The organism is Psychrilyobacter sp. (assembly GCF_037132775.1).
Lineage (GTDB): Bacteria > Fusobacteriota > Fusobacteriia > Fusobacteriales > Fusobacteriaceae > Psychrilyobacter.
Genome location: NZ_JBAHZY010000052.1, coordinates 1 through 14652 on the forward strand (window position 1 = coordinate 1; position 14652 = coordinate 14652).

Annotated in this window: 20 protein-coding genes; 5 read left to right on the top strand and 15 right to left on the bottom strand. The window is 31.6% G+C overall.

The window, feature by feature from the left end:
* Together V5784_RS03505 and V5784_RS03510 are read left to right on the top strand one after the other, a co-directional pair.
* On the top strand, nucleotides 1-556 hold a 556-nt coding region (locus tag V5784_RS03505), incomplete at its 5' end, for a hypothetical protein (protein ID WP_336887667.1).
* An 8-nt stretch (nucleotides 557-564) separates the two neighbouring features.
* Nucleotides 565-1128 (top strand): hypothetical protein, encoded by a 564-nt coding sequence (locus V5784_RS03510; RefSeq protein ID WP_336887668.1) that lies wholly within the window; start codon nucleotides 565-567, stop codon nucleotides 1126-1128.
* Nucleotides 1129-1146: 18 nt separating this feature from the next.
* Here the strand turns inward: V5784_RS03510 and V5784_RS03515 are convergent, their stop codons facing one another.
* Nucleotides 1147-1932 (bottom strand): SDR family NAD(P)-dependent oxidoreductase, encoded by a 786-nt coding sequence (locus tag V5784_RS03515; RefSeq protein ID WP_336887669.1) that lies wholly within the window; start codon nucleotides 1930-1932, stop codon nucleotides 1147-1149.
* Between the two features lie 298 nt (nucleotides 1933-2230).
* Here V5784_RS03515 and V5784_RS03520 point away from each other — a divergent pair, with 298 nt between their 5' ends.
* On the top strand, nucleotides 2231-3298 hold the full coding sequence (locus V5784_RS03520; protein ID WP_336887670.1) for a hypothetical protein: 1068 nt from the start codon (nucleotides 2231-2233) through the stop codon (nucleotides 3296-3298).
* Between the two features lie 97 nt (nucleotides 3299-3395).
* Here V5784_RS03520 and V5784_RS03525 read toward each other — a convergent pair whose 3' ends face one another.
* The 13 genes from V5784_RS03525 to hpt (V5784_RS03585) form a co-directional block, all read right to left on the bottom strand.
* Entirely contained in the window at nucleotides 3396-3656 is a 261-nt protein-coding gene (locus V5784_RS03525; RefSeq protein ID WP_336887671.1) for an acylphosphatase, read from the bottom strand.
* Entirely contained in the window at nucleotides 3649-4554 is a 906-nt protein-coding gene (locus V5784_RS03530) for a Ppx/GppA phosphatase family protein (protein ID WP_336887672.1), read from the bottom strand. The genes V5784_RS03525 and V5784_RS03530 overlap by 8 nt, the downstream gene beginning before the upstream one ends.
* On the bottom strand, nucleotides 4547-5332 hold the full coding sequence (locus tag V5784_RS03535; RefSeq protein WP_336887673.1) for a TIGR00266 family protein: 786 nt from the start codon (nucleotides 5330-5332) through the stop codon (nucleotides 4547-4549). Before V5784_RS03535 ends, V5784_RS03530 begins: the two co-directional genes overlap by 8 nt.
* 299 nt (nucleotides 5333-5631) lie before the next feature.
* On the bottom strand, nucleotides 5632-6195 hold the full coding sequence (locus V5784_RS03540; protein WP_336887674.1) for an RNA methyltransferase: 564 nt from the start codon (nucleotides 6193-6195) through the stop codon (nucleotides 5632-5634).
* A gap of 24 nt (nucleotides 6196-6219) precedes the next feature.
* Nucleotides 6220-6741, bottom strand: coding sequence for a gamma carbonic anhydrase family protein (locus V5784_RS03545; protein WP_336887675.1), 522 nt, complete (start codon nucleotides 6739-6741; stop codon nucleotides 6220-6222).
* Nucleotides 6742-6776: 35 nt separating this feature from the next.
* Nucleotides 6777-7490, bottom strand: a complete 714-nt coding sequence (gene trmD, locus V5784_RS03550) for a tRNA (guanosine(37)-N1)-methyltransferase TrmD (RefSeq protein WP_336887676.1) — start codon at nucleotides 7488-7490, stop codon at nucleotides 6777-6779.
* Nucleotides 7487-7990: a ribosome maturation factor RimM gene (gene rimM / locus V5784_RS03555; RefSeq protein ID WP_336887677.1), complete on the bottom strand. Its 504-nt coding sequence runs from the start codon at nucleotides 7988-7990 to the stop codon at nucleotides 7487-7489. The genes trmD and rimM overlap by 4 nt, the downstream gene beginning before the upstream one ends.
* Before the next feature lie 15 nt (nucleotides 7991-8005).
* Nucleotides 8006-8245 carry a KH domain-containing protein gene (locus V5784_RS03560; RefSeq protein ID WP_336887678.1) on the bottom strand — a complete coding sequence of 80 codons (240 nt, stop codon included), beginning with the start codon at nucleotides 8243-8245 and terminating at the stop codon, nucleotides 8006-8008.
* 88 nt (nucleotides 8246-8333) lie between these two features.
* Nucleotides 8334-8741 carry a thioesterase family protein gene (locus tag V5784_RS03565; RefSeq protein WP_336887679.1) on the bottom strand — a complete coding sequence of 136 codons (408 nt, stop codon included), beginning with the start codon at nucleotides 8739-8741 and terminating at the stop codon, nucleotides 8334-8336.
* A 40-nt stretch (nucleotides 8742-8781) separates the two neighbouring features.
* A complete protein-coding gene (locus V5784_RS03570; RefSeq protein ID WP_336887680.1) occupies nucleotides 8782-9024 on the bottom strand; it encodes a DUF4911 domain-containing protein in 243 nt (80 codons plus the stop codon).
* A gap of 94 nt (nucleotides 9025-9118) precedes the next feature.
* Nucleotides 9119-9913, bottom strand: a complete 795-nt coding sequence (gene rsmA, locus V5784_RS03575) for a 16S rRNA (adenine(1518)-N(6)/adenine(1519)-N(6))-dimethyltransferase RsmA (RefSeq protein WP_336887681.1) — start codon at nucleotides 9911-9913, stop codon at nucleotides 9119-9121.
* Nucleotides 9914-9936: 23 nt separating this feature from the next.
* Nucleotides 9937-10470 (bottom strand): hypoxanthine phosphoribosyltransferase, encoded by a 534-nt coding sequence (gene hpt, locus V5784_RS03580; protein ID WP_336887682.1) that lies wholly within the window; start codon nucleotides 10468-10470, stop codon nucleotides 9937-9939.
* A gap of 14 nt (nucleotides 10471-10484) precedes the next feature.
* A complete protein-coding gene (gene hpt, locus V5784_RS03585; RefSeq protein WP_336887683.1) occupies nucleotides 10485-11048 on the bottom strand; it encodes a hypoxanthine phosphoribosyltransferase in 564 nt (187 codons plus the stop codon).
* A gap of 367 nt (nucleotides 11049-11415) precedes the next feature.
* Between hpt (V5784_RS03585) and V5784_RS03590 the strand changes: the two genes are divergently transcribed.
* A complete protein-coding gene (locus V5784_RS03590) occupies nucleotides 11416-12339 on the top strand; it encodes a PTS sugar transporter subunit IIA (protein WP_336887684.1) in 924 nt (307 codons plus the stop codon).
* Between the two features lie 26 nt (nucleotides 12340-12365).
* Nucleotides 12366-13640: an ArsB/NhaD family transporter gene (locus V5784_RS03595; RefSeq protein WP_336887685.1), complete on the top strand. Its 1275-nt coding sequence runs from the start codon at nucleotides 12366-12368 to the stop codon at nucleotides 13638-13640.
* 65 nt (nucleotides 13641-13705) lie between these two features.
* Here V5784_RS03595 and V5784_RS03600 read toward each other — a convergent pair whose 3' ends face one another.
* Nucleotides 13706-14557 (bottom strand): LysM peptidoglycan-binding domain-containing protein, encoded by an 852-nt coding sequence (locus tag V5784_RS03600; protein ID WP_336887686.1) that lies wholly within the window; start codon nucleotides 14555-14557, stop codon nucleotides 13706-13708.
* Nucleotides 14558-14652: the final 95 nt, after the last annotated feature.

A 14652-nucleotide genomic window follows, 5' to 3' on the forward strand; every position in this document is an offset into this window, starting at 1 on the left:
AAACTATAAAGATTACTACCTGTTTGATAATGTTATCTGCCAGTGTGGGAAAAGAACTTACCCTTGCAGGAATAAGCGTGGTCATCTCACATATGATTGCAAAAATCACGTACACTGGCATAGTGGTGCAATGTTGGAGGAGCAAGTCATTGATATTTTAGAAAAAGAGATGGAAAAAATGACTTTAGAAGATGATGATCCTAACAATCCAAAAATAAGAATTACCCTATATGAAAATGAACTTAAAAAAATTATAACTAAGGAAAAAAACTTGTTAACTAAATATCTGGATAACAAAGTCTCTGAAATGCTCTTTGATTCTACCAGTTTAGAGTTATCTAAAACAAAACAAGGTATTGAGGAACAAATTCAAACATTGAAAGAACATAAACCTAATACTATTAATATAGATAACAAAACTCTGTTAAAGAAATATTTGAAAAAGATAAAAAATGAGAAGGATAGTAAAAAAATCAAAAAAATCTTGAATTTAATAATTTATGAATTAAGGTATGTTAATAACTTCAGAGCCATAGTTATTACTAACCTTATCTAGGAGGCCCCATGATCTTGTATGATAAAATTAAAGCAAAATATAGTAAAGACGAAATAAAAAAATTCTTAGGAGGTCCTACAGGAAGAAAATTATGGAGAGAAGATGATAAGATATACCCTACCTATATTAGTTCAAGAATAAATTTACTAGAATTAAACTACACAATGGAAGAATTTATTCAAGATTATAAAAAAATCATAGATAAATACCTAGAAAAAGAAATGTATTATCAGCTTTTTATAAATGGCTTCAAAATTAATGATATAAGAACTAAATTTAATTTAGAAACCCAATTATACGCATATTTATTACGTGGCTTTGATTATAATGGTGTTACTAGAAATATGCATCTTGCCTTTGATTCTTTGGGTATTGTAGTTGACATTTCACCTTTTACAGTAGATCTCTATAAAACTCATATAGAACTCTTTGGCCAAAAAGAAGACCTAGAAAAATTTAAGGATAGATACGGCATCAAATGGGAACTCTGGTATGAGCCATATAGGAAATCGTGGCACCTTGCCTTTAACGGCTGTCTGGCTGAATATATAAGAAGTAAAAAAGCAGGATGAAGTCCATCCTGCTTTAATTTATTTTTCATTTTTGTCCTGTTTTGTCGATCGATACAAATCTCGCCCCGTAGCTTGCTTATTTGGAGTTAACATCAATTCACACACCTGTACATTTTGAGGGAGTGAAGTCGTATATACAATAACTTCCGCTACATCTCCTGGTGTCAAAGCTTCTATACCTTTGTACACGTTCTCAGCTTTTTCATCATCTCCTCTAAACCTGATATTTGAAAATGGAGTTTCTACCATTCCTGGCTCTATATTTGTTACCCTAATAGGAGTATCTATAAGATCTATCCTCATTGCATCAGTTAAGGTTTTTACTGCTGCTTTACTAGCACAATAAACTCCTCCACCTGAATACGCTAGCCTACCTGCTGTTGATCCCAAATTTACCACATGCCCATCTACTTTTGCTGCTAACATTAAAGGTATTACTGTTTTAGAAATATATAACAGCCCCTTTATATTTACATCTATAACACTATCAAATGAGCTGTATTCACTTTCGTGAATCTTATCCATTCCCAGTGCTAATCCAGCCGAATTTATCAATATATCTATTTGCTTCCATCTGCCTTCCAATGAATTTATACCATTTTTCACCTCTTCTGAACTGGATATATCTATTTGCAGAAGTTTAACTTCGATATTTTTAAATCCAATTATCTCATCCTTTAGTTCCTCTAATTTATCCATTCTTCTTGCCACCAAGATCAAATCATATGATTTTTCTGCATATCTAAGTGCCGTAGCCCTCCCTATTCCTGAACTAGCTCCTGTAATTAAAACTATTTTTTTCATCTCTGCCCCCTATATAAAATTTAAATTTTTATTTTTATCATGAATTTAAAATTATTTCTTCGTATTCTTTTTTATTTTATCCTTTTTAATCTTTGTGTACAAGTTTTAATTTTTATTTTCTTTTTAACTGCTTTTTAACTTTACAGTATGTGTTATTTATTTATTAACTATTAATCAAATAAAATCACCAATCAACCCCTCCTCCTTGCCATTTCTTATGTTATGGTGTATAATTAAGATGTAGCTCAAAATTATTTAGAGTAGTTACCATATATATAAATTAACAAAAGGAGACAAGATGAACGACATTACCCACTGGGTTGAAGAGTTTGAAGACAATATGCAGGAATATGAAATATTTATATTTCACCTACAACAAAAAGTTGAAAAAATTCTAAAAGACAATAATATCTTCTGCGTAAAAACAGAATCTCGTGTAAAAAGTCTCGACAGTTTCAAAAAAAAATTAGAAATAAAAAAAGATAAGTATGAAAATCCCTTAGAAGACATGACAGATATTTTGGGCATTCGTATAATTACCTACTATAGGGAAGATCTCGATAGTATTTTAAACCTCCTCAAAGAAAATTTTAAGATCGATTATAAAAACTCAACAAACAAGCTTAAAAGTTTAAAATATAATGAAATGGGCTACCTATCTCTCCACTATATCTGCAAATATAAGGCTTGTCAAAAAAAAATTTATGGGTGCAATGATTTTAAATTTGAAGTACAGATTCGGACTGCCCTTCAACATATTTGGGCTCAAATAGACCATCAATTGAGATATAAAACCCTTGCTAAAATACCCAATAAAGTTCAAAGAAAATTATTTAGAATTAGTGCTATGTTAGAAAGTATTGATGATGAATTTGATTCTATTAAACACGAAGTTCAAGTAGTTGAAAATTTTTATAAAGATAGATTTAACGAAAAGGAATATAGTCTTCGTTTAGATATTTCTAGTATCAATTTTTACTTAAAATATAATGACAAGTTTATAAGTACTATTTGTAAAAAATTAGGAGTCTTTCATTTTAATAATTTTGAAATAGCCAAAGAGGAAAACTTAGAAAAAAAATTGATTAAATTTGCACTTCAATTCAATAAAAATAGAGTTATTTATATTGAAGAACTAGTTAATCGTATCTATAAAAACACAGACCTTATCCTGGAAAGCTTAGATGAAAACACTTTAAAAAAAATAAATTATTTGGTTAATTCTAGCTGTTCTTTTATCATAACATTTTTACACTTATTCCATGAAGAACCCCTAAAATTAAAAGAACTTTATAAATTAGAAGATTCCAGTTTAGAAAAAATATTAAATATTAGAAAAATAATAATATTTACAAATCATATATAAGAAGCAACGTGACATTTCCATTAAATACAAAGAAAGGCTTTTAGAATTTTTTATATTCTAAAAGCCTTTCTAGTTTACTAACTTTACTTGTGTAAAATTAATATAAAATTTTAAAATCCTCATAAGTAGTCTTTGTGGTTTCAATTTCTTTTATTTCATCTACACTACTAAAAAAATTACCTTTTTTAATCTCCTTCAATATCTCTTCCTGCCTGCTACTTTCTATAACTACTTCTACACTTCCGTCGGACAAATTTTTTACGCTTCCATTAAATCTTAATTTTGCGGCCAATTCAAAGATGAAATATCTAAATCCTACTCCTTGCACACGACCATAGATAATATATTTTTTACTCATTCATCATCATCCCTTCTAAGATATCTGATTCTGAAACTACAATTTCATCCTTTTCTAAAATTTCCATTATCCACAACAACAAATAGGTCCCCGGAATGATCACCTCTGCTCTCTTTGGATGTAAACCTACTATTTTTTTTCTATCTTTCAACGATTTACTTAAAAATAGATCTAGATTTTTTAATATCTCTTCCTTAGTCAGTCTATACATGTGGACTCCGTCAGTATCATACTCATCCATCTCCAAGAGTATACTGACATGAGTAGTAACAGTCCCAGCTACCCCTACCAATGTAAATGACTGATTTTTATACTTATATAGCCTTTTCAGAAGTTCTTTTACCCAGACTTCACCACTTAAAATATCATTTTTCCCCTTAAAGAATTTTTCTCCCAGTCTTACTGCACCTACATTGAAACTCTCTATATATTCAACCTTATTTTTGTCCCCTAGAATAAATTCAGTACTCCCGCCTCCTATATCAAATACCATAATCTTTTCATCAAATTCAGATACTGCTCCGGAAAAACTTAACTTTCCCTCTTCCTCTCCTGTAATACAATGGATCTCGAGGTTTGTCTCTGCCTTTACCCGGGAGATAAATTCCTCTCTATTTTTAGAGTCACGAGTAGCAGAAGTTGCAGTAACTTTTATTTCCTCTATACCATATCCATCTATTTTTTTTCTGTATAGTTTTAGTGTCTCTATGGTTCTATCCATAGCATCCTGCCTTAAAACCCCAGTCTTATCTACATCTTGTCCTAGCCTTGTTATTTCCATTAATTTTAATATTTTATTTGTAATTTTTCCATCTTCCACACAACCAATAAATAATCTGCATGAATTAGTCCCAATATCTATCACAGCTTTAGTTTTTTTTATATCGACCTTAGTCATTGACTCCACCAAACATACTACCTAGTATTCCTCCTGCTATCCCTCCAGCCAACATGTCGCCACCACCATTGCATTGTCCCCTATTCCTTCCTACTGCTGCACCTAGTCTTTCAGCTAATTTTGATATTGGCATAGACTGTATATATACTGTTCCAGGTTCCTGTAAAGTTTCCAAAAATAAACCTTCTTTACCAAACATTGCATTTTTAAATCCTCCTACAAATCTAATATCATAACTTACACTAGATTCGAATCCTATAACACAACCTGTATCCACTCTTAGAGTTTCTCCATGGGCTAATTTTTTTTCAACTATGGTTCCCCCTGCATGGATAAAGGCCATCCCATTTCCAGTTAATTTTTGAAGGATAAATCCCTCTCCTCCAAAGAATCCTGCTCCTAATTTTTTAGTGAAAGCCACATCTATATCTATCCCATTAGCTGAACATAGATAGGAATCTTTCTGGCATAGAAACTCTCCATTAAATCTTTTTAGATCTATAAGGATTATCTGCCCAGGATATGGTGCAGCAAACCCAACTCTTGATTTTTTGTTCCCTTCATTTAAAAATGTTGTGATGAAGAAACTTTCTCCTGTTATCATCCTCTTGAAACCACCAAAGAGTCCACCCTTATTACTTGTTTGCATGTCTATCCCATCTTCCATATAGGTCATAGCTCCAGCCTCTGCTCTAACTCCCTCTCTCGGATCTAGCTCTATCTCCACTAATTGGATTCCTTCACCTTTAATTTCATAATTTATTACATCTGCTGACATCTAATCCCTCCTAAATTTATTATTTCTTCTTTTTATTTTATAGCCTGTTTTCATTATATTTATTATTACACAACAAGTAAAAAATTCAAAATTAATTTTTATTACCTTTCTTATATTTTTTAAAATATTATTTTTGTTTTTAAAGATCATATCTATTAATTATCGGCCTTTTGTTGCCTTGGAGAATTAATTTATCTCAATCATTAAATTTTGAACGAGATAAACTGGTTAAGAGAAAAAACTAGGCAAATATAAGTAAAAATCCCCTTGCTAAAATAGCCCGGGGATTTTTCATTTCTCTATTTCTCACCTAATAATCTGTCTAAGATTATAGCTACTGCCGATCTTACTGACAGATGATTATACTTTGTCTTACCTCTAATTGGATCTAAAATATGAGTACAATTCTCCATGATCTCATCTAGCAAACCATGTCCTGTACCAAATAATAACAGATAAACATTATCATCATTATATATTTTTTCACTCATATCTTCATATGAGATTGAATTATCGTATATTCTTGCAGAAGTTGTGACAATTACTGGTTTTTTCCCTTCAGCTTTTTCAATCTCTTCTATAGCTTTTTCAATACTTTCAGTTACAAATGTAGTAGAGAATGCTGCTTCCCTGTCTTTATTGAAGTTTCCACCAAATCCATCTTTCCAATACCCAATTACTCTGCTCGTTAATTCTACTTGAGCATCTACTGGAGTGATTATATGATATCCCTTTATGTCATATGTCTTACAACTTCTAGATATATCATGAATATCAAAGTTGGTTACCGATGTAGCAACTGTTTCTTGGTTTCTGTTATATACAGGATAGTGTACTAAACCTAAATATATTTTTTCTCTCATTTATTTTCTCCTCTTTTCTGTTTTTTACTTTATTTCTTCTAACTCTTTTGTATAGATATCGATATCATTTATATATACATCCTTTGCATACTTTAGATATTCAATATATTTATCTGATAATTTTTTCTTGACTATAGCAGGATTTCCTATCACTAGGCTTCCCTCCTCAATCTCTAACTTAGCTACTACAACAGATCCAGCTCCTACAAGACAATTCTTAGGTATAGTTGCACCATTTAATAAAATAGCTCCCATACCAATCACACAGTTATCTCCTATACTACATCCGTGAACAATGGCATTGTGTCCTATTGTAACTCCCTCTCCCAAGGTAACAGGATAAGGTATATCTCCATGAATAGTACAATTATCTTGGATATTAGAGGCATTACCAATAGTGATCTTACTCATATCTCCACGTAGTACAGCCCCAAACCATATACTTACATCTTCTCCTAGTTCAATATCTCCTACTAAGGTAGCATTAGGAGCTATGTAGTTATTTTTCCCAAATTTTGGTGTTTTATCTTTTAAAGAATATATCAAATATATCACCCTTTCCTTAGAGGTTTCTCTCACATTTATAGTTCTTCCACGATCTCTTTTAATAACTTCTTTTCTTCTCTTGTAAATTCTCTGCCTTCTAATAGATCAGGTCTTCTCAGGTATGTTCTTTTGAGGCTTTCCTTTTTTCTCCACAACTCTATGTTTTTATGGTGTCCAGAAAGAAGTATTTCTGGTATTTTTAATCCGTCAATTTCTGCCGGACGAGTATAGTGAGGATGATCTAATAGACCATTATAAAATGAATCCTGTTCATAGGATTCTTTATTTATAACACCAGGTAGGAGTCTAGCAATGGAATCAGCTATAACCATAGCTGGTAGCTCTCCTCCAGTTAATACAAAATCTCCAATAGAGATCTCTAAATCCACTTTTTCTTCTATAACCCTTTCATCCATCCCTTCGTAGTGACCCGCTATTATAGTTATTTCCTCTTCTAAACTCAGTTCATTGGATAAGTTTTGATGAAGTGTCACACCTTGAGGAGAGGTATAAATTACCTTTCCAGAAGTATTTTCCAAAGCTCTAAATATAGGTTCAGCCTTCAATACCATACCTGCTCCTCCTCCAAATGGAGTATCATCAGCAGTATTATGTTTATCAAAGGTATACTCTCTTATGTCTATAATATTTATCTCCAGTGACCCGCTATTTATAGCTCTTTTAATTATACTTTCACTTTTAAACCCATCAAACATAGCAGGAAAAAGAGTTAAAATATTTATTTTCATGGTCTCATTCCCTCTATTAGATCAAAAATAACTACCCTTTTTTTAAAATCAACATCTTTTACAAATTCCTCTACTGAAGGAACCATTATTTCTTCCTTACCTTTACCAATTACATAGATATCATGACCTGCTGTCTCCATTAAGTCAGTGATTTCTCCTAATTCTTCTCCGTCTACAGTGACAGCCATCATCCCTATGATGTCAGAAGCATAATATTCATCCTCTTCTAATCCTAGGATATCTTTTCTTATGTAGATAGAATATCCAGATAGAGCAATCCCTTCTGTTTTATTAGTTATCTCCTCAAAATCAAAAGCTAACCTTTTAGGGCTTAGTTTCTTTATATTTGTTACTGTCAATATTCTGCTCATTCCATTGGTATGTTTTACAACTACCTTAGATCCCACTATTATACTCAGGTCTTCAAAGTTTGAAGAAACCTTCAATGTCCCCATTAGATGGTGAGTTCCTGAAATTTTTCCAACTGAAATTAATTCCATATTCTTACCCCCTAATTAATCTGAAAATTCTACATTTACGTTTAATTTATCTTTTACTGCTGCTGCCTGCATTACTCCTCTGATAGCGTTAGCAGTCAGACCGTTTTTACCAATTACTTTTCCTAATTCACCATCAGCTACTCTTATTTTAAATACAATAAGATCTTTCTTTTCCTCATATGTTATATCTATTGCATCTTGTGTTTTCACCATTTCTGAAACTATATATTTTAACAATGCTTCTAATTTTTCCATTTTTATATTTCTCCCTGGCTTTTGGCCAAATTGATAAATTTATTTTTTTTATCTAAGACAACATATTTTTACAATATCCATCAAATCTTTAATTATTTTTTATATGTTCTATTAATTCTTTGCCGACTCTTTTAAGTATTCCATCTCTGTCTGTAAAAATATTTGTAGTAGTTGCTGTTCCAAAGAGAGTTTGCATCTCTTTATCATAAAATTCATATCTAAATTTAACCTTAATTCTATTTATATCCACCAAAATAGTTTTTATTTTTAATTCCATATCATATTCTATGGCTTTTAAAAACTTTATACCTATATCCGATACAGGAAGAAAGATTCCATCTTCTTCTAGAGATTTATAGGAGATCTTCTTAGCTCTAATAAACTCAGTTCGTCCTTTTTCCATCCAGAGAACGTAGTTGGAATGATAGACCCTTCCCATTTGGTCAGTTTCATTATAGTAAACTCTGTGATCTGTTGTATGACAATTTGTTTCCATTATTGCCTCCTTTTGACACTGATTAATTTTTCAATTTATTTTATAATACACCCTTCCAAGGCCCCTCATAGGTTATCTTAGCATATACACCATTTGCATCTAAATCTTCTACAACATCTCTGACTTCAGTAGCATAAAATTCAGTAGATATAATCTTTATTGTTCCTAATTTAGCATCCAGAGTTCTGACTATTCCCAGACCTTCATAGGCTTCCATTCCTTTATTTATAAAATCGATATGTCTTCTTTCTGTTTGAATAAAAAACTCGTAACTTCTCATCATAATTTTTTACCTCCTTTACGCTCACAGCGATTTTTTATCTCCTTAATAAAAAATTCAGAATGGATTTTCATCTCCATTCTCAACCCCTTAATTATTATTTTTCTTCTAAGACCCTGATAAGTTCCATATATTCATCAATACTTATCGATTCAGCTCTTCTATTTCCCTCTATACCTATGGTAGCTAATTTTTCTTTTAATTCAGCCTTAGTAAATCCTAGGTTAGACAGATTATTCAGTATATTTTTTCTTTTGGTAGCAAAGGCTGCCTTTACATATTTAAAAAATGTAGCTTCATCTACTAATTTTTCATACTTATTATCAGCACGAAGTTTAATCGACATGAATGCCGAATCAATCTTAGGTACCGGTTCAAAATCTTCCTTTGGAATAGTGAATAGGTATTTTGCCTCACCATAATATTCTATAGATAATGTAAGAGTACTTCTCTCACTTCCTGATTTTGCACATATCCTTTGAGCTACTTCTTTTTGTACCATTATATAAATTTCACTTATAATATTTCTATTTTTTATCAATTTTTGAATAATTGGGGAAGTGATATAATAGGGAATATTAGCTACTACCTTTACAGGTTCTCCTATTTTCTCTTGAAAATCTACTTCCAATACATCTCCCATAAGCAGTGTAAATTTCGGATTGGCATCAAATTTACTTCTGAGTGTTCTTTCTAGATCTTTATCGATCTCCATACATGTAACTTTTTTCCCATGTTCCAATAACAGTTCTGTAAGTGCTCCATCACCAGGTCCTATCTCTACTATAGCATCTTCAGAGTTAACATCTGAAACCTCGATAATCCTATCTAAAACCTGCCCTGCATTGGTCAAAAAGTTCTGTCCATATTTTTTTTTATGTTTAAATCCCATCTTTCACCTACTTCTTTTATATTTTATTTTTCTATGATTACTTTTCCGATAAATGGCAATTCTCTATGTTTTTCTGCATAATCAATTCCATATCCTACTACAAACTCATCTGGGATTTGAAACCCTGAAAATTCTACCTCAACATTTGCTTCTCTTCTAGCTGGTTTATCTAAAAGTGTACAAATACTGAGTGATTTTGGTTCTCTGATCTTTAATATTTCAACAACTTTACTCAGAGTAAATCCTGTATCTATTAAGTCTTCTACAATAAGGACATCCTTATCTTTGATGCTATCCTCTATATCTTTTTTTATTTTTACATCTCTAGAAGAGGTCATAGAATTTCCATAACTAGATACAGTCATGAAATCAAGTCTCACATTACCTAATTTTAATTCACGGGCAAGGTCAGCCATAAATATTACCGATCCACGTAGAAGGGCAATCAGTACTAACTCTTCACTGTCTTTATATTTTTCATTTATTCTAGCTCCTAACTCTGCAACTTTCTCTGCAATCTCTTCTTTTGAAATCATTACATCTATTGAATACTTCATTTTTTATTATCTCCTTAGTTATCTAATTCTTCTAAATTTTCCATGATACCAACGTAAGGAATGTTTCTATACTCCTGCATATAATCTAACCCATAACCTAATACAAATTCATCCTCTATTTCAAAACCAATATATTGTACATCTATATCAACTTCTCTTCTAGATAGTTTGTTTAAAAGTGTGCATAACGAAACTGACTTAGGTCCTCTATGCCCTAGCATCTTTAATACAGTCTTTAATGTATTTCCTGAATCAATTATATCCTCTACCACGATTACGTGTTTCCCCATGATATTTTCATCTAAATCTTTTTTTATTTTTACTTCTCTAGTTGATATAAATTCATTTCCATAACTAGATACAGTCAGAAAATCCATCTTTAGTGGTAATTCAATTTTTCTACAAAGATCTGCCATAAATATAATCGATCCCTTTAATAAACATACTACGATTATATCTTCCTCTACATCTTTAAAATCCTTCGTGATTTGAGCTCCTAACTCAGCCACTCTTACAGCTATTTGATCCTCTGTAATCATTTTTGTTGCAATTTCTTTATCCCAAGGCTTTTTATTCAATTTTATTTCCTCCTAAAGTTATAATTTACCCCATATTTTACCATTAATTCTTAGTTTTTTTCAATGTTATATTTTAAAATATAACACTTCCTCATTTTATTCTTGTAAACAGCACATTCCCCCCCATTATTTTCCATGTATTTTCTCAACAAATATCACAAAAATATACCAAATCCATACAAAAATAAAAGAAGGAAAAATAATTTCAAAAACTATTTCCATTTTTAGGAACTTGCGTTGTATAATGAAATGCAACAATAAAGATCCATAAAAAAAATCCTGTTTCATGTATCTATACACAAGCATCCAAAAAGAAGATAGAAAAAAGCTAGAATTAAATATTTAAATAACAATTTGGAGGTTATATATGAAGTTATCAAGTTACTTAAACCCTAGGTGTATCTATCTAAATTTAGAAGGAGATACCAAAGAAGATATCATCGATCAAATGATAAATAATACGGCTAAACACGACAAAACGTTCAATGATTCTGTAGATCTAATAAAAAAATCAGTTTTTGCAAGGGAAGCTGAAGTTTCTACAGCCATGGGAAGTGGGATTGCTATCCCTCATGCCAGAGTAGATAAATATGACGATATCCTGATATCTATTGGTATTATGAAAGAACCTATTGAATGTGATATGGCCGATATGAGAAACAAAGATCTGGTAAAAATATTCTTTATGATCACAGCTGAAACTTTAAAGAGTAAAGTTATCTTAAAGATCATGTCATCTATCACTAAGATAGCTCTCAAAGATAAGCCTTTATTGGAAAAACTTAAAAATGCCAAAACAGGAACCGAAGTATATGATCTTTTAAGTCACATCGATGTAAAGATTGAAAACAAGATCACTGCTGAAGATGTTATGGACCCCACAATAAAACCAGTTAGCCCATACGACACCTTAAATGATATAGCCAGAAGGCTTATCACCGAGGAAAAACCTGGATTCCCAGTAGTGGATGATAATGGATATTTCTTGGGAGAGATGACCGAAAGGGAACTTATCTCCTTTGGTATGCCCGACTATACCTCGGTAATGGATAACTTAAACTTTTTTACAATAGGGGAGCCCTTTGAGGAATATTTAAAAAATGAAAAGACAGCCAGGATTCAAGATATTTATAGAAAAAAAACAGCAGTTGTAGACAGAAAAACTCCTATAATGGAAATATGTCTGTTAATGGTAAATAAAGGTTTTACCAGAATATATGTGGTTGAAAATGGTAAATATTACGGAACTATTTTGAGATCACATATAATCAAAAAAGTTTTACACATATAAGTTTAGGTATTCAGGAGGAAATAAACATGCAACTAGCAATAGGTTTAATTATATTTATAGCAACATTTTATTTGATAATAACAGAAAAAGTCCCAGGTTCAATAGCCACTCTTTTAGGAGGGCTATCCATGGCGTTAGTTGGGATTATAAGTGAACATGAAGCACTCAATGCCATTGGTTCAAGGCTCGAGATAATTCTTTTACTGGTAGGAATGATGATCATAGTTCATTTTATCTCTGAGACAGGAGTATTTCAATATCTAGCTGTAAAGGTAGCACAATTAGTAAAGGGAGAACCATTTCCCTTGCTGGTACTTCTAGCAGTAATAACCGCTGTATGTTCAGCATTTTTAGACAATGTAACTACTATCTTACTTATGGCACCGGTATCTATCTTACTAGCTAACCAGCTTAAGGTCGATCCATTCGTATACATTATGACTCTCATAATGTCAGCCAATATAGGTGGATTAGCTACACTTATCGGTGATCCGACTCAGCTTATTATAGGAGCAGAGGGTAAGATAGGATTTAATGACTTTTTGGTAAACACAGCTCCAATTGCTATAATTTCATTAGTTATGTTAATAGTTACGGTCTATTTTATGTACGGTAGAAAGATGACAGTTTCGAGAGACTTGAAAGCCAGAGTCATGGAACTGGATGCATCGAGATCTTTAAAAGACATAAAATTGTTACAGGAATCTGCTACTATATTTGCACTAGTAATTTTTGGATTTTTGATGAATAACTTCATCGATAAGGGCTTGGCAATAATAGCTCTGAGTGGTGCTATCCTTCTGATCTTAATAACTAAAAGAGATCCTGTAGAGGTATTTAAACACGTAGAATGGGATACTTTGTTTTTTTTCATGGGACTATTTATGTTGATACAGGGGATAGAATCCATAGGTTTAGTAGACATAGTAGGGGATAAACTCTTAGAAACTGCTGACGGGCATCTAGATATAGCAGCTAGTATGGTACTGTGGGTATCGGCTATGTTTACTGCCGTCATCGGAAATGTAGCCAATGCAGCCATGGTTTCCAAGATCATCCATTTTATGACCCCAACTTTCTCCGATGGAAATACCACGTCACTTTGGTGGGCACTTTCCATGGGATCGTTGTTAGGAGGGAATATTACTATCCTAGCATCGGCAACCAATGTAGTGGCTATAAATTCAGCCAATAAAGCAGGTTGTAAAATAAGTTTTGGTAAGTTTATGAAGTTTGGATTGATTATAGCTGTTCAGAACTTAGTTGTAGCTAATATATATCTATACTTTAGGTATTTTTAAATAAATAAAAAACCCTTCCAATAAGGAAGGGTTTTTTATTTATTTATATTCAGATAAAAACAATTTTATGGCTTAAATGTTCTAAGCTCCCCTCCATTTCTAACGTCTAAATGTACCCATGAAACTTCTGTTTCAAGACTTATTGATTTAGAAACCAATATTCCTTCGTTATACCACCCAATAATTTTTTTCCTAGCCTGGGAAGCAGAAAGTTCTTTAACATCAAAGTCTATAGCTCTTCCAAAAGAATGAGAAGAATAAGGTGTATATTGTGGTGATTTAGGAGTTCTAAACCCCCTCCATTGAAATCGACCTCCAGTTGCCCAGTTGTTAACTGTAATCTCACGACCAAATAATTCCCTTAATTGGTTCATTTGATCGATAAGTTCTTTATCTACAAACCAACTACTTCTTGTCCTATATTTTTTATAAGTTTCTCTATCTACAAATTCTTTAATTGTAAAATGATTTTTATTTTGGTCTCTAGAAGTTTTTTTCTTGTTTTTTGAAATGCTCTTAACTACTTTTTCATTTCCTGAATTACCTGAAATTTTCAACTTCATATCAGGATGAATAGTTTGAGTTTTCATATTATTTAAGGACATTAATTTTAAAGAAGTCAGATTACATCTAGATGCTATCAATGAAATATTTTCGCCATAGACAACAATATGATACCCATCTCCACCAACATCAATATTTGTTCCCGAAATAATTTTATTTGTAGCTAAATCATTTCTTGCCTGCAATTGACTAATGCTTATATTATATTTTTTACTTATTACACCTAAAGTGTCCCCTGGTCTCACACGATGTGTTTTTGAAAAAGAAATAATACTTAAATTAACCAAAAATACCAAAATTAATATTTTTTTATAAATTTTTCTTAAAGTCAAATAATTGTTCTTATTCTTCATTTACTAGTAGTCCCTTATTGTTTTTATTTTAAAATTGATTTTAATTAATAAATATTAACATTTAAATTTAATTTTGTAAAATAAAAGGATGACTC

Excerpts from the sequence above, each read along its gene's own strand:
- V5784_RS03510 (WP_336887668.1), top strand. The coding sequence starts at position 565 with ATGATCTTGTATGATAAAATTAAAGCAAAATATAGTAAAGACGAAATA.
- V5784_RS03515 (WP_336887669.1), bottom strand. The coding sequence starts at position 1,932 with ATGAAAAAAATAGTTTTAATTACAGGAGCTAGTTCAGGAATAGGGAGG.
- V5784_RS03520 (WP_336887670.1), top strand. The coding sequence starts at position 2,231 with ATGAACGACATTACCCACTGGGTTGAAGAGTTTGAAGACAATATGCAG.
- V5784_RS03525 (WP_336887671.1), bottom strand. The coding sequence starts at position 3,656 with ATGAGTAAAAAATATATTATCTATGGTCGTGTGCAAGGAGTAGGATTT.
- V5784_RS03530 (WP_336887672.1), bottom strand. The coding sequence starts at position 4,554 with ATGACTAAGGTCGATATAAAAAAAACTAAAGCTGTGATAGATATTGGG.
- V5784_RS03535 (WP_336887673.1), bottom strand. The coding sequence starts at position 5,332 with ATGTCAGCAGATGTAATAAATTATGAAATTAAAGGTGAAGGAATCCAA.
- V5784_RS03540 (WP_336887674.1), bottom strand. The coding sequence starts at position 6,195 with ATGAGAGAAAAAATATATTTAGGTTTAGTACACTATCCTGTATATAAC.
- trmD (WP_336887676.1), bottom strand. The coding sequence starts at position 7,490 with ATGAAAATAAATATTTTAACTCTTTTTCCTGCTATGTTTGATGGGTTT.
- rimM (WP_336887677.1), bottom strand. The coding sequence starts at position 7,990 with ATGGAATTAATTTCAGTTGGAAAAATTTCAGGAACTCACCATCTAATG.
- V5784_RS03560 (WP_336887678.1), bottom strand. The coding sequence starts at position 8,245 with ATGGAAAAATTAGAAGCATTGTTAAAATATATAGTTTCAGAAATGGTG.
- V5784_RS03565 (WP_336887679.1), bottom strand. The coding sequence starts at position 8,741 with ATGGAAACAAATTGTCATACAACAGATCACAGAGTTTACTATAATGAA.
- V5784_RS03570 (WP_336887680.1), bottom strand. The coding sequence starts at position 9,024 with ATGATGAGAAGTTACGAGTTTTTTATTCAAACAGAAAGAAGACATATC.
- rsmA (WP_336887681.1), bottom strand. The coding sequence starts at position 9,913 with ATGGGATTTAAACATAAAAAAAAATATGGACAGAACTTTTTGACCAAT.
- hpt (WP_336887682.1), bottom strand. The coding sequence starts at position 10,470 with ATGAAGTATTCAATAGATGTAATGATTTCAAAAGAAGAGATTGCAGAG.
- V5784_RS03590 (WP_336887684.1), top strand. The coding sequence starts at position 11,416 with ATGAAGTTATCAAGTTACTTAAACCCTAGGTGTATCTATCTAAATTTA.
- V5784_RS03595 (WP_336887685.1), top strand. The coding sequence starts at position 12,366 with ATGCAACTAGCAATAGGTTTAATTATATTTATAGCAACATTTTATTTG.
- V5784_RS03600 (WP_336887686.1), bottom strand. The coding sequence starts at position 14,557 with ATGAAGAATAAGAACAATTATTTGACTTTAAGAAAAATTTATAAAAAA.